This window comes from Anaerotignum faecicola (assembly GCA_024460105.1).
In the GTDB taxonomy this organism is placed as follows: Bacteria; Bacillota; Clostridia; order Lachnospirales; family Anaerotignaceae; genus JANFXS01.
The window spans coordinates 231695-251510 of sequence record JANFXS010000002.1 but is presented as its reverse complement, the minus strand read 5'-3'; the positions used below and the strand labels follow the sequence as shown (position 1 = coordinate 251510).

General features: G+C 40.0%; 16 protein-coding genes, 1 tRNA gene and 1 other annotated feature. Of the genes, 12 read left to right on the top strand and 5 right to left on the bottom strand.

From position 1 onward, the window contains the following. Positions 1-182 precede the first annotated feature (182 nt). Positions 183-1277, bottom strand: coding sequence for an Ldh family oxidoreductase (locus tag NE664_03840; protein MCQ4725794.1), 1095 nt, complete (start codon positions 1275-1277; stop codon positions 183-185). 272 nt (positions 1278-1549) lie between these two features. Between NE664_03840 and NE664_03835 the strand changes: the two genes are divergently transcribed. The 9 genes from NE664_03835 to NE664_03795 all read left to right on the top strand — a co-directional run bounded on the left by NE664_03835 (position 1550) and on the right by NE664_03795 (position 11999). Next, positions 1550-2869: a DUF1576 domain-containing protein gene (locus tag NE664_03835; protein ID MCQ4725793.1), complete on the top strand. Its 1320-nt coding sequence runs from the start codon at positions 1550-1552 to the stop codon at positions 2867-2869. 201 nt (positions 2870-3070) lie between these two features. Next, positions 3071-3329, top strand: a binding site (T-box leader). Positions 3330-3425: 96 nt separating this feature from the next. Beyond that, a complete protein-coding gene (gene leuA, locus NE664_03830) occupies positions 3426-5084 on the top strand; it encodes a 2-isopropylmalate synthase (GenBank protein MCQ4725792.1) in 1659 nt (552 codons plus the stop codon). A gap of 22 nt (positions 5085-5106) precedes the next feature. Next, positions 5107-6387, top strand: coding sequence for a 3-isopropylmalate dehydratase large subunit (leuC, locus tag NE664_03825; protein MCQ4725791.1), 1281 nt, complete (start codon positions 5107-5109; stop codon positions 6385-6387). Further along, entirely contained in the window at positions 6387-6881 is a 495-nt protein-coding gene (leuD, locus tag NE664_03820; GenBank protein MCQ4725790.1) for a 3-isopropylmalate dehydratase small subunit, read from the top strand. The genes leuC and leuD overlap by 1 nt, the downstream gene beginning before the upstream one ends. Positions 6882-6899: 18 nt before the next feature. Beyond that, positions 6900-7973, top strand: a complete 1074-nt coding sequence (leuB, locus tag NE664_03815) for a 3-isopropylmalate dehydrogenase (protein MCQ4725789.1) — start codon at positions 6900-6902, stop codon at positions 7971-7973. A 655-nt stretch (positions 7974-8628) separates the two neighbouring features. Continuing rightward, on the top strand, positions 8629-8967 hold the full coding sequence (locus NE664_03810) for a zinc ribbon domain-containing protein (GenBank protein ID MCQ4725788.1): 339 nt from the start codon (positions 8629-8631) through the stop codon (positions 8965-8967). Between the two features lie 270 nt (positions 8968-9237). Next, positions 9238-9693, top strand: a complete 456-nt coding sequence (locus NE664_03805) for a MarR family transcriptional regulator (protein MCQ4725787.1) — start codon at positions 9238-9240, stop codon at positions 9691-9693. 327 nt (positions 9694-10020) lie between these two features. Further along, complete coding sequence (locus tag NE664_03800; protein MCQ4725786.1) at positions 10021-10983, top strand: pyridoxal-phosphate dependent enzyme; 963 nt, start codon at positions 10021-10023, stop codon at positions 10981-10983. A 23-nt stretch (positions 10984-11006) separates the two neighbouring features. Beyond that, positions 11007-11999, top strand: a complete 993-nt coding sequence (locus NE664_03795) for an ornithine cyclodeaminase family protein (GenBank protein ID MCQ4725785.1) — start codon at positions 11007-11009, stop codon at positions 11997-11999. 915 nt (positions 12000-12914) lie between these two features. Here the strand turns inward: NE664_03795 and NE664_03790 are convergent. Further along, positions 12915-13475, bottom strand: coding sequence for a hypothetical protein (locus tag NE664_03790; GenBank protein MCQ4725784.1), 561 nt, complete (start codon positions 13473-13475; stop codon positions 12915-12917). Between the two features lie 637 nt (positions 13476-14112). Here NE664_03790 and NE664_03785 point away from each other — a divergent pair. The 3 genes from NE664_03785 (at position 14113) to NE664_03775 (ending at position 15799) form a co-directional block, all read left to right on the top strand. Next, positions 14113-14943, top strand: a complete 831-nt coding sequence (locus NE664_03785) for a YihY/virulence factor BrkB family protein (protein MCQ4725783.1) — start codon at positions 14113-14115, stop codon at positions 14941-14943. An 81-nt stretch (positions 14944-15024) separates the two neighbouring features. Continuing rightward, complete coding sequence (locus tag NE664_03780) at positions 15025-15447, top strand: MarR family transcriptional regulator (GenBank protein MCQ4725782.1); 423 nt, start codon at positions 15025-15027, stop codon at positions 15445-15447. A 266-nt stretch (positions 15448-15713) separates the two neighbouring features. Next, a tRNA-Ser gene (locus NE664_03775) sits at positions 15714-15799 on the top strand. A gap of 826 nt (positions 15800-16625) precedes the next feature. On the opposite strand, the gene NE664_03770 is transcribed toward NE664_03775, so the two are convergent. Genes NE664_03770 through NE664_03760 form a run of 3 tightly spaced genes read right to left on the bottom strand, consistent with a single transcriptional unit; the run spans position 16626 to position 19785 of the window. Further along, positions 16626-17927: a lactate racemase domain-containing protein gene (locus NE664_03770; protein MCQ4725781.1), complete on the bottom strand. Its 1302-nt coding sequence runs from the start codon at positions 17925-17927 to the stop codon at positions 16626-16628. Positions 17928-17953: 26 nt separating this feature from the next. Beyond that, positions 17954-19252, bottom strand: coding sequence for a TRAP transporter large permease (locus NE664_03765; protein ID MCQ4725780.1), 1299 nt, complete (start codon positions 19250-19252; stop codon positions 17954-17956). Between the two features lie 17 nt (positions 19253-19269). After that, positions 19270-19785: a TRAP transporter small permease gene (locus tag NE664_03760; GenBank protein ID MCQ4725779.1), complete on the bottom strand. Its 516-nt coding sequence runs from the start codon at positions 19783-19785 to the stop codon at positions 19270-19272. Between the last annotated feature and the right edge of the window lie 31 nt (positions 19786-19816).

The following is a 19816-nucleotide window of genomic DNA, read 5'->3' as shown; positions in this document are numbered from 1 at the left end:
TTATATAAAGCGTTAAATTGAGAATGATATTTTTTAAAAAATTTTAAGTTTATATTGTTACAAATCCCCCTGACAAGGCTCGTTATGCACATTAGCCGTCAGGGGGATTTTTGTGGTCTGCATATTTAATATAAACCGCCGCCTGAAATATATCGAGGCTTAAGGCAGTAAATTTGTTTAGTTTAAAATTCTATTTTTCCGAGAAAAGCGTCCATATCGACGTCAAATTCTTCGCATATCAGGCGCATTTCCTTAATTGTGTTTTCATTAACCGGGATACCTTCTTTTGCGCGTTTTTCATATGCTTCAATTTCTTTTTCTCCATGGGTATAAATTCTTGTTTGTCCCTCGGCTTTGGGCGACTGTCTTAATTCTTCAAGGAATTTCGATAAATGCGCTTTTATATCGTCTGGATTTCCGAAAAGGTTCGGATTTATGGCAATAAAACTATGGCATGTCCCGCCGGTAGAACCTATATGAGTATGGTTTGAAGTAAGGCCCTGTGAAAGTATTGAGGAGAATATTTCGGCTATCATACCGTTGCCGTAGCCTTTATGTCCGCCGTATTTTTCGGTAGAGCCGCCTAAAGGAAGTATTCCGCCGCCGTTTTTTTCGTTTATGTTTAGAAGTATGTCGGCCGCATCCGTGCTGTCAACGCCTTGGGAATTAAGTGCCCAGCCTTCGGGAAGCGGCTCGCCTTTTTTATTGTAGACTTCGAGTTTTCCTCTTGTTACGACTGTGGTGGAAGCGTCGAAGAAAAAGTCGTAAGGATCGGCCGGCATCGCTATGGCTATAGGGTTTGAACCAAGCATTGCCATTCTTCCGTATGTAGGAACCATTATGGCTTCGCTGTTTGTTGTGGATATGCCTATAAGGCCTTCGTCGCAGGCAAGTTTTGCGTAATAGCCCGCAATCCCGTAGTGATTTGAATTTCTTACTGAAATCATGCCTATACCGCTTGTTTTAGCTTTTTCGATTGCTTTTTTCATTGCAAAGTGACCTACGAGCTGGCCTACGCCGAAATGATTGTCGATTACTGCGCTTAATGGCGTTTCGTGCACAATTTCCCATTTGCTGTTCATATGTATGCGGCCGTTTTTGATAGTTTTATAGTAGAGCACCATTCTTTGAACGCCGTGGGATTCTATGCCGTACATATCGCTCATAAGCAGTACGTCTGTAATAATTTTGCTTTCTTCGTCAGTAAAACCGAACCTGGAAAACACATGGTTGCTGAAATTTCTCATTTTTTCATATTGAATATTTATATAAGCCATTTTTTCCTCCTTATTTTTGTAGAAAATTTAGAAATGCCAAAAACCCTATATTGACTACACTTGATAATTATACTACAATATCTTTTAGTTGTAATCAAAAAATGTCGTTTTTCACTATTTTATAATGCATTAAAACATAAAAGTGGAAAACAGCCGGGCGCGGGGGGATTTTTTCTATGCCGATATAACAAGGATATGGTTCTGTTAAAGTTTCCATACTATAAATTTATTGGATATGTTTTTAATAAATAGATTATTTTTGGGGTGAAAAAATGGGAAGGCAGACGAAAAAAAAGTACCGTTGGGTTTACTTTGTGTCTATTTTAATCGGTGTTTTTGGAGTTCTTTTAGGAGATTGGCGCACTATACCGGCGGGCTTTGAAGCCATATTTTGGAATAATGATATTCTTATAACAGACTTTGTGGCTATTGCGGGAACAGCGGCGGCTTTTGTAAACGTTTCATCAGTTATGCTGTTTACTGCGCTTCTGCTAAGATATAATAAAATGCCGATGAATGGGAAATGCCTGTTTACAATCGGGCTTATGGCGGGGTTTGCTTTTTTTGGAAAGAATATATTTACCATGTGGTTTATACTTATGGGGAGTTATCTTTTAAGCGTCGTAACAAAAGAAAAATTCAGCAAATATCTGATAAGCGGGCTCCTTGCAACTTCGCTTGGACCGATTATAAGCGTTGCATATCTGCATGAAGGGATAAATATTATGGGAATTACCGTTTCTATAGTTGCCGGGCTTGCAATCGGATTTTTTGCGCCTTTGCTTGCGGCTCATACAAACGGTATATTAAGAGGGCTTAGCCTTTATAACGGCGGTTTTGCCGTTGGGCTTCTTGCAATTATTATTGTTCCGGTGATGATGGGTTTTGGGTTTGTGTTTGAAAATACGACGACGTGGGCTACAGGGCTTAATTTTGAGTTCGCCGTATTTTTATACTTATCCGCTCTTGTGCTTCTTATTGCGGGATACTATACGGATCCGGAAAATTCGTGGAGAAATTATAAAACGCTGCTTAAACGTCCTGGCGTTGCAAAAGACGATTTTATTGAACTTGACGGAATAGGCGCCGTACTTTTAAATATGGGCGTAAATATTATAATATGCACGACATTTATACTTATAATAGGCGGTGATTTGAACGGTCCTACTCTCGGCGGTATTTTTACTGTGGCCGGTTTCAGCGCTAACGGAAAGCATGCCGGGAATATAATACCGATAATGCTCGGGATATTGCTTGGCGCCGTCATAAGCCCTACGGCAACTCCGCAGACATATGGTATACAAATGGCGTTTTTCCTGGGCACTACGCTTGCTCCGATGGCGGGGACATATGGTTTCTGGGCAGGTATACTTGTGGGCGTTGTTCATTCGTTTGCAATTTTGCATATCGGCGTGTGTTACGGCGGGGCAAATCTTTACAACAACGGTTTCTGCGGCGGGGTCGTTTCGGTTGCGCTTTATCCTTTTTGCCATAAATTTTTCAAAGCAAATACGTTCAGCGATCCTTCGCAGAATATGGGAAGGAACAGAAATAAGAATTTGAAAGCCGATTCGGCGGCGGTTCAGCAGTAAATTAAACGGATGCCCGTATGTTTTTAATTGATATTTATAAACTTTTTTGCGGCGTTTTTATATGGAAACAAAATAAACCGCGGGCTATGGATTATTCGGTATTTTAAAAATTTGATTTGGAGTTTGAAAGAAGAAGCAAAAAATGTATTGACAATCGGTATTTGTTGTGATAGATTATCTATCAACGAACTAAATAACTTTTACAACACTGTGAAGAGGAATAGTAAGCTTTTTGAGTTTTTCAGAGAACTGCCGTTTGGTGCGAGGCAGCAAAACAGGAAAAGCCGAACTCGCCTTGGAGTGATCCGCTGAAAGACGTTTTGTCGGTAGGTGGGATCGGGAGTCGCCCGTTACAGTGACAGGATATACCAGTTTTTTGTAAAACCTGTATCCTATTGAGAGTGCCTTGTTTAAGGTAAATCAGAGTGGTACCACGGAAGTTTAGCCTTTCGTCTCTATATACGGAGACGAAAGGCTTTTTTATTTAGCGAAAAGGCGCAGGAAGGTTGTAAGAGATGTTCAAAATAATACAGTAAAAGCAAAGGAGCCGATAATTATGATGAACTATACTAAGTACCGTCCGTATCCGACAATGAATATGCCAAACAGGAAATGGCCCGACAATGTAATAACGAAAGCCCCTTATTGGTGCAGCGTTGACATGCGGGACGGGAACCAAAGCCTCGAGATACCAATGAGCCTTGGAGAAAAAATGGAGTTTTTTAATTTCCTTGTAAAAACGGGATTTAAGGAAATTGAAATCGGTTTTCCGGCGGCCAGCGATACTGAATATGAATTTGCAAGGAAACTTATTGAGGAAAACCTTATTCCGGATGACGTGGTGGTGCAGGTTTTAACGCAAAGCAGGCCGCATATTATTAAAAAGACTTTTCAGGCTTTAAAAGGGGCAAAAAAAGCTATTGTGCATCTTTATAATTCGACTTCGACTCTTCAAAGGGATGTCGTTTTTGGAAACAGTATGGAAGAAACTACCGCTCTTGCAGTGGAAGGCGCAAAGCTCCTTTTAAGTGAAGCCGACAAAATGCCCGAAACAAAGTTTATGTTTCAGTATTCGCCTGAAAGTTTCACGGGAACGGAGATGGACTATGCCGTTGAAATTTGCAATGCCGTAATCGACGTTATTAAACCGACTCCTGACAATAAAATGATTATAAATCTGCCTTCGACAGTTGAAATGGCTACTGCAAACGTATATGCGGATCAAATTGAATATTGCAGTGAACGGCTTAAACGCCGCGACAGCGTTATATTAAGCCTTCACGCCCATAATGACAGGGGATGTGCCGTTGCGGCTACTGAACTTGCATTAATGGCCGGGGCCGAAAGGGTTGAAGGTACGCTTTTCGGAAATGGCGAAAGAACGGGAAACACGGATATTATGGCCCTTGCCATGAATATGTTTTCACAGGGAATAGATCCGTGCCTTGACTTCAGCGATATAGACGCCGCTGTCAAAATATATGAAAGGACTACAAGGATGCCGGTACATCCGCGGCACCCATATGCAGGTTCTCTCGTGTATACTGCCTTTTCAGGTTCGCATCAAGACGCCATAAGGAAAGGCATGGAAAGAATGAAAGAACATCCGGACAGATGGGAAGTTCCGTATCTTCCGATCGATCCGAAGGACGTGGGCAGGACGTACGATCCTATTGTAAGGATAAACAGCCAGTCAGGAAAAGGCGGGGTTGCGTTTGTGCTTGAACAAAACTATGGCCTTTTCCTTCCAAAGGCATTCCAACAGGATTTCAGCTATGTCGTTACGGGATTTTCGGATGAAAACCATAAAGATGTTGCGCCAAGCGTAATACGGGATATATTCTTTAAAGAGTATGCAGATTTGAGAAGCCCCGTTTCTGTTGAAAAGTACAGGGAAGCTGAAGTTTATGACAATGGGGATATAATGGTTAAGGCCGGAATTACATATAATGGGAAGGAAGTCGAAATTACCGGCGTCGGCAACGGCATTATTGACGCTTTTACACATGCCGTTGAAAAATATCTTGATATAAAGCTTGAAATAGTGGATTACCGCGAACATTCCATGGAATACGGAACGAAAGCAAGGGCCATATCATATGTTCAGATCAAAAATGACAAAGGACAGGTAGGTTTTGGAGCGGGCACGTCGAGCAACATAATAAAATCTTCGCTCCGTGCCGTTGTGAGCGCTGTTAATAAGATAATAAAATAATACTGTACAGGGGGTTTTTTAAATGGGAATGACAATGACTCAAAAAATACTTGCCGCACATGCGGGGCTTGAAAGCGTTAAGGCAGGGCAGCTTATACAGGCAAAACTTGATATTGTTATGGGCAACGACATTACAACGGCTGTAGCCATACCTGAATTTAAAAAAACAGGCGCGAAAGACGTATTTGACAAAGAAAAAGTTGTTATCGTACTTGACCACTTTACGCCGAACAAGGACATAAAAGCGGCTGAGCAGTGCAAATGTTCGAGGGAATTTGCATGGGATAAGGATATTAAGCATTTTTATGACGTAGGCGAAATGGGTATCGAGCATGCGCTTTTGCCTGAAAAAGGCATTGTTGCGCCGGGCGACGTTATTATCGGCGCCGACAGCCATACATGTACATATGGGGCTTTGGGAGCGTTTTCAACCGGTATAGGCAGTACCGATATGGCTATAGGAATGGCCACGGGGGAAGCATGGTTTAAAGTTCCGAGCGCAATTAAATTTGTGCTTACGGGAAAACCGGCAAAATGGGTGTCCGGCAAGGATATTATACTTCATATTATAGGCAAAATAGGGGTTGACGGCGCTCTTTATAAATCAATGGAGTTTACGGGCGACGGTATACAGTACCTTTCAATGGACGATAGATTTTCTATGGCTAATATGGCTATTGAAGCTGGTGGTAAAAACGGCATTTTCCCTGTGGATGAGAAAACAATAGAGTATGCAAAAGCGCATACAACAAAAGAAATAAGGATTTTTGAAGCCGATGAAGACGCGGAATATGACGAAGTAATAACTATAGATTTAACCTCCCTCAGGCCTACGGTTTCTTTCCCGCACCTTCCGGATAATACAAGGACAATAGACGAGGCGGAAAAAGAGCATGTTGTGATTGACCAGTCGGTTATAGGGTCATGTACAAACGGAAGGCTTGAGGATATGAAAATCGCCGCGGATATTTTAAGGGGAAAGAAAGTTAATAAACGCGTAAGGACTATTGTTATACCGGCCACACAGCAAATATACCTCGATTGTATTAAGCTCGGATACGCTGAGGATATTATAAAAGCCGGAGCCATATTCTCAACGCCTACATGCGGGCCGTGCCTTGGCGGACACATGGGGATACTTGCGGCGGGAGAAAAGGCTGTTTCAACAACAAACAGAAACTTTGTCGGAAGAATGGGGCATACGGAAAGCGAAGTTTATCTTGCAAGCCCTGCCGTTGCGGCGGCAAGCGCATTGGCCGGTTATATTGCGGACCCTGAAAAAATTGTAGGAGGTAATAAATAATGGAAGCTAGAGGAAGAGTTTTTAAATACGGCGATAATGTTGATACTGACGTTATAATTCCGGCAAGATACCTTAATGTTTCTTCCGGCAAGGAATTGGCAAAATACTGCATGATTGACATAGACAAAGACTTTGTCGGCAAAGTGAAAAAAGGAGACATAATTGTTGCCGATAAAAATTTCGGCTGCGGTTCGTCAAGGGAGCATGCTCCGCTTGCCATTAAATGCGCCGGCATAAGCTGCGTTATAGCGTCGACGTTTGCAAGGATATTTTTCAGAAATTCCATTAATATAGGCCTTCCGATACTTGAGTGCGACGAAGCGGCAAAGGATATTAAGGACGGCGATGAAGTATCAGTTGATTTTTCAACGGGAATTATAAAAAATGAAACGACCGGGAAAGAATACAAAGCGGAACCGTTCCCTGAATTTATGCAGAAAATCATAGCTAAAGGCGGACTTGTGGAGTATACAAAAGCAAAGGTTAACGGATAATATGTGGGAGGTTTAATAATGGGCGTTTATAATTTGGCTGTAATTAAGGGCGACGGAATAGGCCCTGAAATTGTTGGAGAAGCGCTGAAAGTCCTTGACAGGATAGGAAATAAATTTGGGCATGAGTTTAACTGTACGGAAGTTTTGGCCGGGGGATGCGCCATTGATTCAGAAGGGGAGTGTCTGCCTGAAAAAACCGTTGAAGTATGCAAGAAAAGCGACGCCGTTATATTAGGGGCTGTGGGAGGCCCTAAATGGGACAATCTTGAAGGCGGCAAAAGGCCCGAAAGGGCGCTTTTAGGGCTTAGGGAAAAACTTGGGCTTTTTGCAAACCTCAGACCCGCTATAATCCATAATGCTTTAAGCGATGCGTCGCCTATTAAAAAAGAGATTGTCGGCGACAGTTTGGACATACTTATTGTTAGGGAACTTACCGGAGGAATATATTTCGGCGACAGGGGATACAGGGAAGGCAAATACGGCGTTGAGGCCTATGATACGGAAGCGTACAGCGAAAGGGAAATAAGAAGGATTGCCAAAACTGCTTTTGAAGCGGCTATGAGCCGGAATAAACGACTTACAAGCGTTGATAAGGCGAATGTTCTTGAAAGCAGCCGTTTTTGGAGAAAAATAGTTATTGAAGTATCCAAAGAATATCCCGAAGTCGAACTTGATCATATGTATGTTGATAATGCCGCGATGCAGCTTATAAGGAACCCTAAACATTTTGATGTTATTGTAACTTCAAATATATTCGGCGATATACTTTCCGATGAAGCAAGCCAAATTACAGGTTCTATAGGTATGCTGCCAAGCGCAAGCCTTGGGGAAGGCTCATTTGGAATGTATGAGCCTATACACGGATCGGCTCCCGATATTGCAGGAAAAGGAACAGCAAACCCAATAGCCACAATACTTTCTATGGCTATGATGTTAAGGTACAGTTTCAAGCTCAATAAAGAGGCAGAAGCTATTGAAAATGCAGTTGCAAAAGCCCTTGACAGCGGAAGCAGGACGCTCGATTTGGCCGGAGATGGCAGCCCGTATGTTTCTACGGAAGAAATGGGAAGGATTATAGTTGAAAATATATAATTAATCAGGTTGGACGGTCGCTTTTGTTAAGGCGGCCGTTTTTTGCCGGCATAAGTTTGTTGAGAGTAAAAATGTATTATATGCCGACGTGTAATAAGATATTTTACTATGAAAATCTTCGGTTTATAAGGGAATAGACGCTTAACATGATAAATTTTTCCGTCTTTCTGCTTTGCAAGTATTTGACGGAATTCGCGGATTTTCCTTTGGAAAATGCCGCGTTCCGTTTCTCTAAATCGTTTTATACATTTGCCTGCATTTTGTGACTTGAACAACAAAAAAATTTCTCCATGCAGAGTTGAAGAGTTAAGGACGGTATCAGAGGTTTAAGAGCAAAGAAAAGTATTTATGTGCAGACGAAACGGCATTAAATGCTTTTGACAACGCTGTGACGCTAAAGCTGTTATCAAAGGTGTATACTCTTGTAAACTAAAAGCGGCAATGTTAAAATTATATGGAAATAATCTGAAGGATAGCTTTTATAATGCTCTATTTTTTACGGTATATTATGTTTATTGGAAAAATACAGTTGTATAATTATTTATGATGTAATTTTGAGGTATTATACATGATTAGTCAATTTTTTTGATATTTGTATTGAAATAAGCTTAAATATTGAATATAATGAGGTTAAAAAATAAAAAGGGGCGGTTTTATGGATCCTTATTTTCTTGGGGTTATTATAGGTTCTTTAATTTCAGGAGCTATTGTAGGAGCTATACCTGCCATAGCCGGCAGTGTGAAAGGGAAAATAGGTTTGGCGTTGGGTGGATTTTTTGCCTGCCTTGTTTCATCCGTTATATTAGGGCTTATACTTTCAGTGCCTGTCTGCGCAGTATTTATGTATTTTATATTTAAAAATAATAAAAATGTTTCGGAAAAAAACATGAAAGATGATTTTATACATATGCCCGGAACATATTGTGCGAAATGCGGAGAAATGTTGGACGAGGGTTCTAATTTTTGCCGCAAGTGCGGAAACAAACTTAATTAAATTTTTAAAAAGCCGTTTTATAAATATTAACGGCTTTTTACTTTATTCATAAAAATCCATAAAGCAGTTAAAAAAACGTCGGTTTTATTAAATGTAATAATTTAAACTTTTTTTGCAACGAGAAAAATTTTATCCGTCAAAATGCTGAAAATGAAATGAAAATCCAAAACGGTTTTTTGTAGATAGATTATAAATGTAACGGTTACATTTTGTAAGGTTTTTGGAAAATGGGCTATTTACAAAAGTGTTTAGAAGCTATATCATATGTTTATGGATAAAAATGATATTAAAATAAGCGATACGTTTTTAAGAGTTGCCTCAAAGCTTTCTGAATTTGATGATAATTCAAAATGTAGGGTTGAGGATGAAGAATTCGTAAATACGGAAATGAAAATTGTAAAACTAATTAAGGAACACGACGGCATCCATATAACCGGTATTGCGGAGTTGCTTGGAGTTACAAAAGGGGCCGTTTCACAGGTGACTAATAAGCTTGAAAAGAAGGGAGTAATAGTAAAAGAGAAAGATATAAATAATTTGTCAAGAATTATTCTCAAGCTTACGCCAAAGGGCGAACAGTTATACGACGTGCATGAAGCATTCCATGCTGAGCTTAACGGTTTGATCGGTGAAATGCTTAAAAATTCCTCTGAAGAAAATAAAGCTTTTCTTAAAAATTTATTAGACGCAGTTGAAACAAAAATATTGAAAATACATATTGATTAGCCTGAAAGGCTGCTTTAATTAAAATATGGTATAAATGTATATTGTTTTTGATTTTCATATATTTGAATGAAAATAATTTATGCCGGTTTTATACGGCGTGTCTGTAGGAAGGTATATTAATCAGATATAATACAAAATGATAATTGAATTTAGGAAGGGGTGTTTTTATGCATAGTGTATAGAAGCTAAACATAATTATAATATGGAGCGGTAATAAGTAATTTTATAGTATATTTTTGTTAAACAAAGCGAAAGTTTAGAAGCTGAATACAAACAGAAGGGGATTTATGTAAAAAGTGTATAGTAGTTAAACATAAGGAGGTTGTCATGGTTAATTTGGAAGATATTAAATGCGCCGCGAAAAGAATTGCAAATTATGTGCACAGAACTCCGATTCTACATTCAGACAGTATAAGCAAAATGGCGGGAACAGATATATACTTTAAATGTGAAAATTTGCAGAAAACCGGTTCTTTTAAAGCGCGGGGGGCGTTTAACAGGCTTCTCATGCTGACTGATGAAGAAAAAGCAAGGGGAGTGGTTTGTTATTCATCGGGAAACCATGCGCAGGCCGTAAGCTATGCCGCTTCCGTATTAGGCATAAAAGCATGGGTATTTATGCCGGAAACAGCGGTTGCGGCCAAGGCGGCGGCGTGCAGGGGATACGGAGCCAAGGTTATCCTTTATGGAAAGACAGGAGCCGACGCTTATCCAAAAGCAATAGAATGTATGAAAGAAAAAAATCTTGTGTATATAGACCCTGTTGAGGATTACGGAATAATGTCGGGACAGGGAACGGCAGGCCTTGAAATAACCGAAGATTTGCCGGATGCAGACGCAGTTTATGTGCCTGTCGGCGGAGGCGGGCTTATAACAGGAGTTTCGGCCGCCGTAAAGTCCGTTTTACCCGGCGTAAAAGTTATCGGCGTCGAGCCTGAAAATATGAATTGCGTAGGCGCTTCGTTTGCAGCTGAAAAAATAACTAAAATTGAAAGGAAATATTCTATTGCCGACGGACTGGCAGGGGATTCTCCCGGTGAAAAGGCTTTTGAGGGCGTAATTAAAAACGTTGATGAAATGATTACCGTTTCGGATGATGAGATTGAAAAGGCCCTTACGCTTATTATTTACCGTACGAAAATGTTTATAGAGCCGTCGGCGGCGGTTGCGCTTGCAGGATTAATGAGCGGCCGCGCATTTAAAGGAAGAAAAAACGTATGCCTCCTTTCCGGAGGAAACGCGGATTTAAAAATTATGGCTGATATATTTGCAAAAAATGCAGTGAACTGAAAAAGAAAAGAGGGATAATTATTATGAAAACATTGCTGTTGAAAAAGGAAGATATAGAAAAAATTGTAAGTATGAAAGACGCCATAGACGCGGTAGAGGAAGGGTACAGGGCTTTTTGCAGCGGACAGGTTATACAGCCGGAATATATAGCTATGCCGTTTGACGCTCCGAGGGGAGAACTTGATTTTAAGGCCGGTTATTATTCGGGAAATGAAATAATTTCTTTAAAAGCTTCTTCGGGAGGATACATAAACAACCCGTCAAGTTATGGTCTTCCGGCGGGGATGAATACCGTTCTTCTTTGGGACGCAAGAAATTGCGCGCTTCTGTGTATTATGGAGGGCAGCTATATAACAGGATATAGAACGGGGGCGGCCGGGGCTGTGTCGGTGAAATATCTTGCCAGAAAAAATTCTGAAATTGTAACGTCGATAGGTACGGGAAATCAGGCGAGGAACCAGATCAGGGCTGTCAGCCATATAATTAAAATTAAAGAAATACATGCTTTTGACGCTTTTGCGGATTCGATGGAAAAATTTAAGAAGGATATTGAAGGTGAACTCGGAATACCTGTAATACTTGAAAAAACAAGCCGGGCGGCCGCCGAAAAGGCCGATATACTTATTACTACAACAAGAGGCAAAGGGCCGGTTATAGATGCGTCATGGGTAAAGCCGGGTACGCATATAGTTGCAATCGGCACTGACATGAGGGGAAAACAGGAATTTGATCCGGAAATATTCAGGGGCGCCAAAATTATAAACGATTCTATAGAACAGTGTGTCAAAAAAGGCGAAACATGGCATCCTATTGACAAAGGAATAATTAAAAAAGAAGATATTTATGCAGAAATCGGCGAGATTGTTATAGGTAGCAAGCAGGGAAGAACAAATGATGAGGAAATAACCATATTTGATTCTACCGGTATGGCTATACAGGATAATATGCAGGCTTACAAGCTCTATAAATCGGCATTGGATAAAGGCATCGGCACTGAGTTTGAATTTTTTAAATAATCGGAATGGATTACATATATCCATATAAGGATGTATGTAGTCCGAGAAAAATAAATTTTTGAGTAATTTTATCCGTATTGCCTTTGAGAATAAAGAACACATGGTTCATGTTTATTAAACATTCGGCGTTGATGACGATTGCGGCAGGTATATTTAACTTGCCGCATTTTGTATGGGCTCAAGGTCGGCGGCAGTTCAGGCATATAAAAAATTTTAATTTGCAAGGCGTAACGCCCGTCTTAAATATAGGAAGTTATTATACGGAAATTATACGAAAATGGTTATTTGAGTTAACATTATTTTGAAGTTATCAATTATCCATGTTAAAATCGATGATAGCTTCAGTTTACAATGGAACACACGCCCAACAAGGAAAAATTTTCCGCATTTCCGTGTTGCATACGCTTGCCATAGGATCAGCTATGCCGGCGCATATTCGTCTTGAACTGCAAAAAATTTTTCCTTGTGAGGCCGGAGAGTTTTAACGGATGTCAGCGGCGTAAGAGCAAGGCAAAGGCGGGCAGGCGTAGCGGTTCCTACGGTAAACGGCTTTAACACAGCTATTGCACCGCTGACATCCGTTAAAACCGTGTGTGCCATTGTAAACTTAAGCTATTTGTAACTCAAATAACAAAAAATTTTTCCATGCACAGTCAAAGAGTTGAGGACATCATCAATGATTTAATAACGGTAAAAAGCCGCCGAAACGGCCACAAATACTTTTGAATACCGATATTATAATACTGTTTTCAACCGTATTTGCCCTTGTAAACCAAAAGTATAAATATACATTAAAAATTAACTGCATTATTTTTAATCCGTTCGAACTTCTCGTTGATTTATGTCATTATGTTTCATCATATTCTGTTTTATTATATATTTTTGTTTCTTCCCAAGCGGAAATTGATTTGACAGTTAACCTAAAAAATCATCCGTTATCACAAAAGAGCTATATTTATATCCTACTATATGGGTTGTCAGCCTGCCAAACAGGGCCATTGCTTTTTCACAATCCTGCTTATCCATAATTGTAAAATGATAATCTTCACTGCCGCCGTCAAAATTGACAATGTACAGGTCTTTTAACTGTGCGGAAAGTTCCGCAAGCCATTCAACAATACAATCGTTGCAAGAGAATTTTTCCTTATTAACGGTAAACGAAAGGCCGCGCGCTGCTTTAATATTTTCAATATAAATAAAAAAGTCATCTAAATCAGGTGCGCCCGCATCAGAAGAAATAAAATAATATTGTTGTTTCAAAAGCTGCTTATCGGCATCGGCAACGTTTCCGAATGGATCGGCCTGATCTGTATCTTGTCCCGAAAGCACATACAGCACATCAGGGATGCCGCCATATTCATCTTCCGCATTCTCCATGCACTCTTTACACCGTTTAAAAACCATTTCATTGCGGCCGCAAACTATAATATCGCAAAACTTTTCTAATGCCTCGGATTGGCTTGAATTAAGTGTCATTATTTTCCCTCTTCTTCCTGTTCTATAACTTTTTATACTTAAATTTTTTCATGTCCCTTACAAAGCTTATATCGTCATTGTCTTAAAAATAGTTAAAAAATGAAGTTAGCTTCAGTTTACAAGGGAATACACGCCGCACAAGGAAAAATTTTCCGCATTTCCGTGTTGCATATACTTGCCATAGGATCAGCTATGCCGGCGCATATTCGTCTTGAACTGCAAAAAATTTTTCCTTGTAAGGCCGGAGGGTTTTAACGGATGTCAGCGGCAGAAGGGAAGGCAAAACGGGCAGGCGTAGCGGTTCCTACGGCAAACGGCTTTAAAGCTATTGCACCGCTGATATCCGTTAAAACCATGTGTACCCTTGTAAACTGAAGCTATGCAGGCTTCTCCTTCCGGCAAGGGCGCTAACCGTGGGAGAATAACGGCGCGCGGCATGTTCCAAAGGGAGAATTAAAGAGTCCGGTAAAGTATTTGCGGTTCCGAAGAACGGAAAAATTTACTGTTTGGAACAAGTATTCATTTGTAAAATAAAGACGCCTAATGATTAAATATCAAAGTTATAAATCACGGTTATTTAATTATTATATTGTTTATGATAATATAATAAAAAGTATAAAGGCTTTGAGGGGATATTATGGTCATAGAAAAAACTGTGTTTTTTATAAGGGAAATTATAAAAAGATACTTTAAGGATAAGGTGGGCGACAGCGCGGCCGCCTTGACATATTATTTTATTTTTTCTTTTTTTCCTATTGTAATTATGGGAAGCACACTTCTCGGATATGCGGATATTTCCACGGCCGAACTGTCAAATATGCTAAGCGGCATACTTCCTAAGGATGTTATAAAAATCGTAAATCAATACATTATTTATGTAACTCTTTATAAAAGCAAAAATCTGCTTATGGTAAGTATATTTTTCACGGTATATTTTCCGTTAAGGGCAATGTCAAAAATTATGAGCGAGATAAATATGGCTTATCAAGCTGAAAGCAAAAGACCGCTTTTTGGGAGAATTTTGCTTATAATTGTGTTCGCTATGTTTTTTGCGGCAGTATTTTTATCTTCCGTTGTAATGCTTGTAGTAGGGCGAAGGATACTGATGTATGTTTCCGAGTTTGTAAACATTTCCGAAGAATTTATTGATTTTTGGGTTCCGGCGCGATTTTTTGCTTTGGCGTTTATTTCCTTTGCCGTTATAACAATGCTTTATTGGATTGCGCCGGAGTGCAAAATCAAATTGAGGGAAGCGGTGCCCGGAGCGGCGGCGGCCGTTTTGGGGCTGATTTTTGTTTCATGGATTTTTTCTTATTATGTTGAAAACATAGGAAGCTACAGTATAGTTTTTGGATCGATTGGCGCAATTATTGTATTGCTGCTGTGGATTTACCTGATGGTTACCATAATTATTATGGGCGCCGAGGTTAACAGCGTATTAAAAATAATAAAGGAAAGAAATTTTTGATAATTAAAATTTGACATAACGGGTATTTTTTTATATAATATTTTTATTGCTATTTATTTAGAAATCGGGGAATGAAAAAGTATGGAACTTAAAGAGTGTATAAATTATCTGCTTACAACGGCACAGCATAATGTTTTCCAATACCTGAGCATTAGGCTTGCAAAATACGATGTAACGCCTTCCCAGTATGGCGTTTTAAGCTGCCTTTGGGGAAAAAGCCATGCAACCCCAAAACAAATAGCTGAAACTTTATGCCTTGAAACTTCTACTATTTCAGGCGTGCTTGACAGGATGCAGAAAAAAGAACTTATCGACAGGGTAATCAATAAAGAGGATCGCCGGGAAGTTCAGGTTATTATAACAGAAAAAGGCCGCGCTCTTCAGGAGCCTATTACTGAAATTATAGATTCTGTTAACGAAGAGGTTTTGAAGGATTTTACTGTTGAGGAAGTTGCTCAAATCAAAAATGCCTTAAGAAGGATTGCTTCTGTGGACTTTACATAAGCTTGACGGTTCTGCCGGATTAATAAAAGTTAGGTATTTCCGACATAGGGTTTTATATTTATTATATGGAGCAAGGCACATCAGTATAAGCAGGAATCTAAAGGAGAATTATACAATCTTTAAAAAGGAGTGTAATAATTTCCGGTAATTTTTAAAATTTTTATTGCAGAAAATGTAAAATAGATGTATAATAGTATTCGCGGTTTTTGAAGCGGCATGAATAATAAAGCTTTACAGCCGTTTATAATTTTTACATAGCTTTTAGTGGAAGCGTATCGAAGAGGTCATAACGAGCCTGACTCGAAATCAGGTTGTCCTCCGGGGCACGTGGGTTCGAATCCCACCGCTTCCGTATTATTCCGCCTTATTAAGGCGGTTTTTTTATTATGTGTTTATCTTCAGTTTATAAGGTTGCGTATGGTTTTAATCGGCCGCAGAGGCGCACCAGATGCTTTTAAATCTACTTGCCGTAGGGTTGCGGCGCCTATGCATTGTTGTTTTGTCTTATGCCGATGCTGAAGGTTAAAGCTCTCCGGCTTTCACAAGGGGAAATTTTTCGCTGTTTAAGGCGTATATGCATGTGTTAAGCGGCTCATACAACCAAGCGTATGCAGTGCCTAAATGCGGAAAGCTTTCCTTGTGAGGCGTGTGCGCCATTATAAACCGAAACTATCATAATTTTATAGGAATATGTGTTAATCTTTAACATTGATGTATATTCTAAAGTCGTATTATTGCATTTATATTCTGAAAATTTTACTTTGATATAAAGGAAATGTTCCGAAAAACGCCTAAATAGTTTGCACTATTATAAACTAAAGGCGTATTTTTATATAATACATTACAAAATTGATGGGTTTAGTAAATGCATAGAAATATCATGGCGCGATAAATAAGCAGGAGAAATTTGGAAAATCATATTTTATAAATCGAACGCCGTAAGATTAAAGCAACTCGGATATATGGCTAAAAGGCGCAAGAAGGCAGCCGTTTGAGCGGCTGCCAAAGGAGGGGACCCGCATAAAACCAGCGGGAACAGAGAGTTTTACAAAAATATACTGTCTATGTGCATTTAAACATTTTAAGAAAGCGTTGCAATTAAGCGGTTTTCGGCAAAAGGAAGACAGACGTAATATGTTAAGCGCATTAAACCGCGGGTATATGTAATGTAATGACGTTTAAATGCTTAGGTTTCCGTCACTGTCGAATTCCAGGTTTTCAAGTTCTGAGATTATTTCGAGGTTTGGATTTGATTTTACTTCGTCAATCATTGCTTCGGAAACATATATATATTCCATTTCAAGTGTATTTTTTATCCGTATAATTCTTACATTTTCCTTGTCAATCTCATTGCAGCTTTTTATGCAAAGCTGGATTGCTTCACGGTCGTTGGCCATTATCATTGGGATTTTTGAAAAGTCGAGCACTGTTGAAGTTATAGTATTGGGATATGTGGCTTCCAAATTAAGTTTATTATATAGTTTTTGGCTTATAACATCGGCCATTCCGATACCGTGGGCATTTCCATGAGTTTCTTCCGTTAACCGAAGGACGGCTCTTTTTTGTGCTTTTATGCCTCCTGTGGCGTATGGTGTTGCAAATGTGCCGGTGATATTGGGATCCATTCCTTCGCCGCTTATATTTTTGCCGAATTCGTCCGTTATAAGCACGTCGCAGTCGTCAAAATAAATGCGCGGAAGATAGTTAAACGATTCTTTAAGAAGTTTCGGTTCCTCGCTGTCTATTTCGTCGGGAGTAAGGGCGACAAGCCGGCATGTTTCGTCAAAGCTGTTTTCCAATATTGCCAGGCCGAAAAGTATAGGGGCGTTTTTCATAATTATTCTGCCGAAGGCAGGCACAAGTTCGGCCATATATTTAAATCCGTTTTTATGGCAGCTTTCCGCGCCCTGCTGTTTGCCCAGGCCTATTGTCATAATTTTCATAAGGCCGCTTTCATATTCGCCCCTGAAAGCCGTGTGGGCTTTAATTCTACCGCAAAGTATGATGCCGTCGGATTCATATGCGTTCTTGTCGATTCTAACTTCCAATTCTTCGGGTCGCTTGTCGCCTATCGTCGTATGGCCTATAACTACGGTTTCCATAGACGACTTTATCGGGCATCCTACGCTTTCTTCAGTAACTCCGAGAGAGGAAAGTATTTCAAGCTGGCCTTCTGCCGTAGCTCCTCCATGACTGCCCATGGCAGGTACCACAAAGGGATTTGCGCCTTGGATTTTGCAGAAATCGGCGATGGATTTTATTATAATCGGAATATTGCTTATGCCTCTGCTGCCGCAGGTTATGCATATATTCATTCCAGGTTTTATTTTTGAAGCGAATTTATCATTTTCAAGTTGAGTGGATATTACTTTTTTAATATCTTCTTTGTCGATTTTGGGACGTGCGAACTTTTGGTGGACTTTTACCATTTTCGGTATTTTTATATCTTTCAATAGTTCGGATATAACTCTGTCGGACATTTTAACATCTCCTTAACTTAAATTTTTTAAACGCCGCTTGCGCCGAAAAGCCTTGGAAGTATAAGCGATATATCGGGGATATATGTGATAAGCATAAGGGCTATTAATGTTGCTGCAAGAAGTGGCAGGAGCGCTTTTACTATATCGCTTATATTTATTTTGGCTATGTTGCAGCCTACGAACAGATCCAGGCCTACAGGAGGGGTGATAAGGCCTATAGCTAAGTTTACGACCATTATAATTCCGAAATGCAGCGGGTTTACGCCTACTGAATTTGTAATCGGCAGCAAAAGCGGAACGAGCACTATAATTGCGGAGCTTGCGTCGAGGAAACAGCCCGCAATAAGAAGCAGTATGTTGATAAGCAGGAGTATTATTATTTTATTGCTTGTTGCAGAAGCAACCCAACCGGCAAGTGCGGCCGGGACTCCCTGACTTACCACTACATATGAGAATGCGGAAGCGCCCATAATTATAAAAAGTACCGTTGCAGAGCCTATTCCGGCTTTTGTAAGCATTTTCGGAATTTCTTTAATTTTTAGTTCTTTATAAAAAAACATGCCGACTACAAACCCATAAACGACAGATACGCCGGCGGCTTCTGTAGGGGTGAATATTCCGCCGTAAATGCCGCCTAATATGATAACCGGCATGAGTATTGCAAAAAACGCGCTTTTAAAAGCTTTCCATATTGTTTTTAAATTCCTTTTTTTCTGTACACCCCTGTAACCGTGTTTTTTGGAAATGAAATAGTTAAGGGCTATCAAAATAAGGCCGAACAATATGCCGGGAAGGAATCCTCCCATAAACATATTCCCTACGGAAACCTCTGCCTGCACTGCATATACAATCATAGGTATTGACGGGGGAATTATTATGCCTATCGATCCGGCGGTTGCCATAAGGGCGGCGGCGTATCTTTTATCATATCCGGCTTCTATCATGGCAGGTATAAGTATTCCGCCGAGGGCGGCGACTGTTGCGGGGCCGGAACCTGATATTGCCGCAAAAAACATACTTGTTATAATTGCCACAACGCCAAGGCCTCCTGAATAGGAACCGACGACTTCATCTGCAAAGTCTATAAGCCTTTTTGAAAGGCCGCCTGTTTCCATAAGCGAGCCCGCAAGCATAAAAAAAGGTATGGCAATAAGCGAATATGAGTCCGACGCGGCATACACAAGCTGTGGCACAAGTGAAGGCGGCAGCTTTCCGACGGCGAGTATTGATATAAGAGCCGAAAAACCGAGGCTTACGGCAATAGGGACGTTCATAATAAGAAAAATAACAAAAGTTATTAAAATAATCGGTACCATTTGCGACATCGTAAAACCTCCTTCCTTTATAATAAGCCTTCCGATATATGCATTTCTTCATTGTCTTTCCTGTTTTTTATATCGTCGATAAGCGCCTGTATAATCCTGATGATTGTAAGGGAGAAACCGACTACAAGGGATATGGAAACGTAAGCAATCGGCATCCTTAAAGCTATTGTCGTTTGCTGCGTTGCAATTTGTTTCCATGTTACGCCCGCCGAGAAGTAAATCATTATAACGCAAAATGCAATTACTATAAGGTATGATATAATTGAAAGCGCAAACTTTGCTTTTCGTGGGAAAAGGTTTACAACGGCGTCTACGCCCATATGGCTTTTTGTCCTGAATGCAATGCTTATGCCCAGGCATGAGCTCCAAACGAATAACGCCCTTAAAACTTCCTCCGACCATGGCAATGAAAAATGGAGAATGTATCTTGTTATTACCTGTATAAAGCATATAAGAGTCATTGCTATAAAGGCTGCCGACAAAAGAGTCTCTTCAATATGGTTAAAAATTTTTATAAAAATGTTGTCTTTCATTTTAAACCCCCTGTTAAAAAAGTTTTCCCGG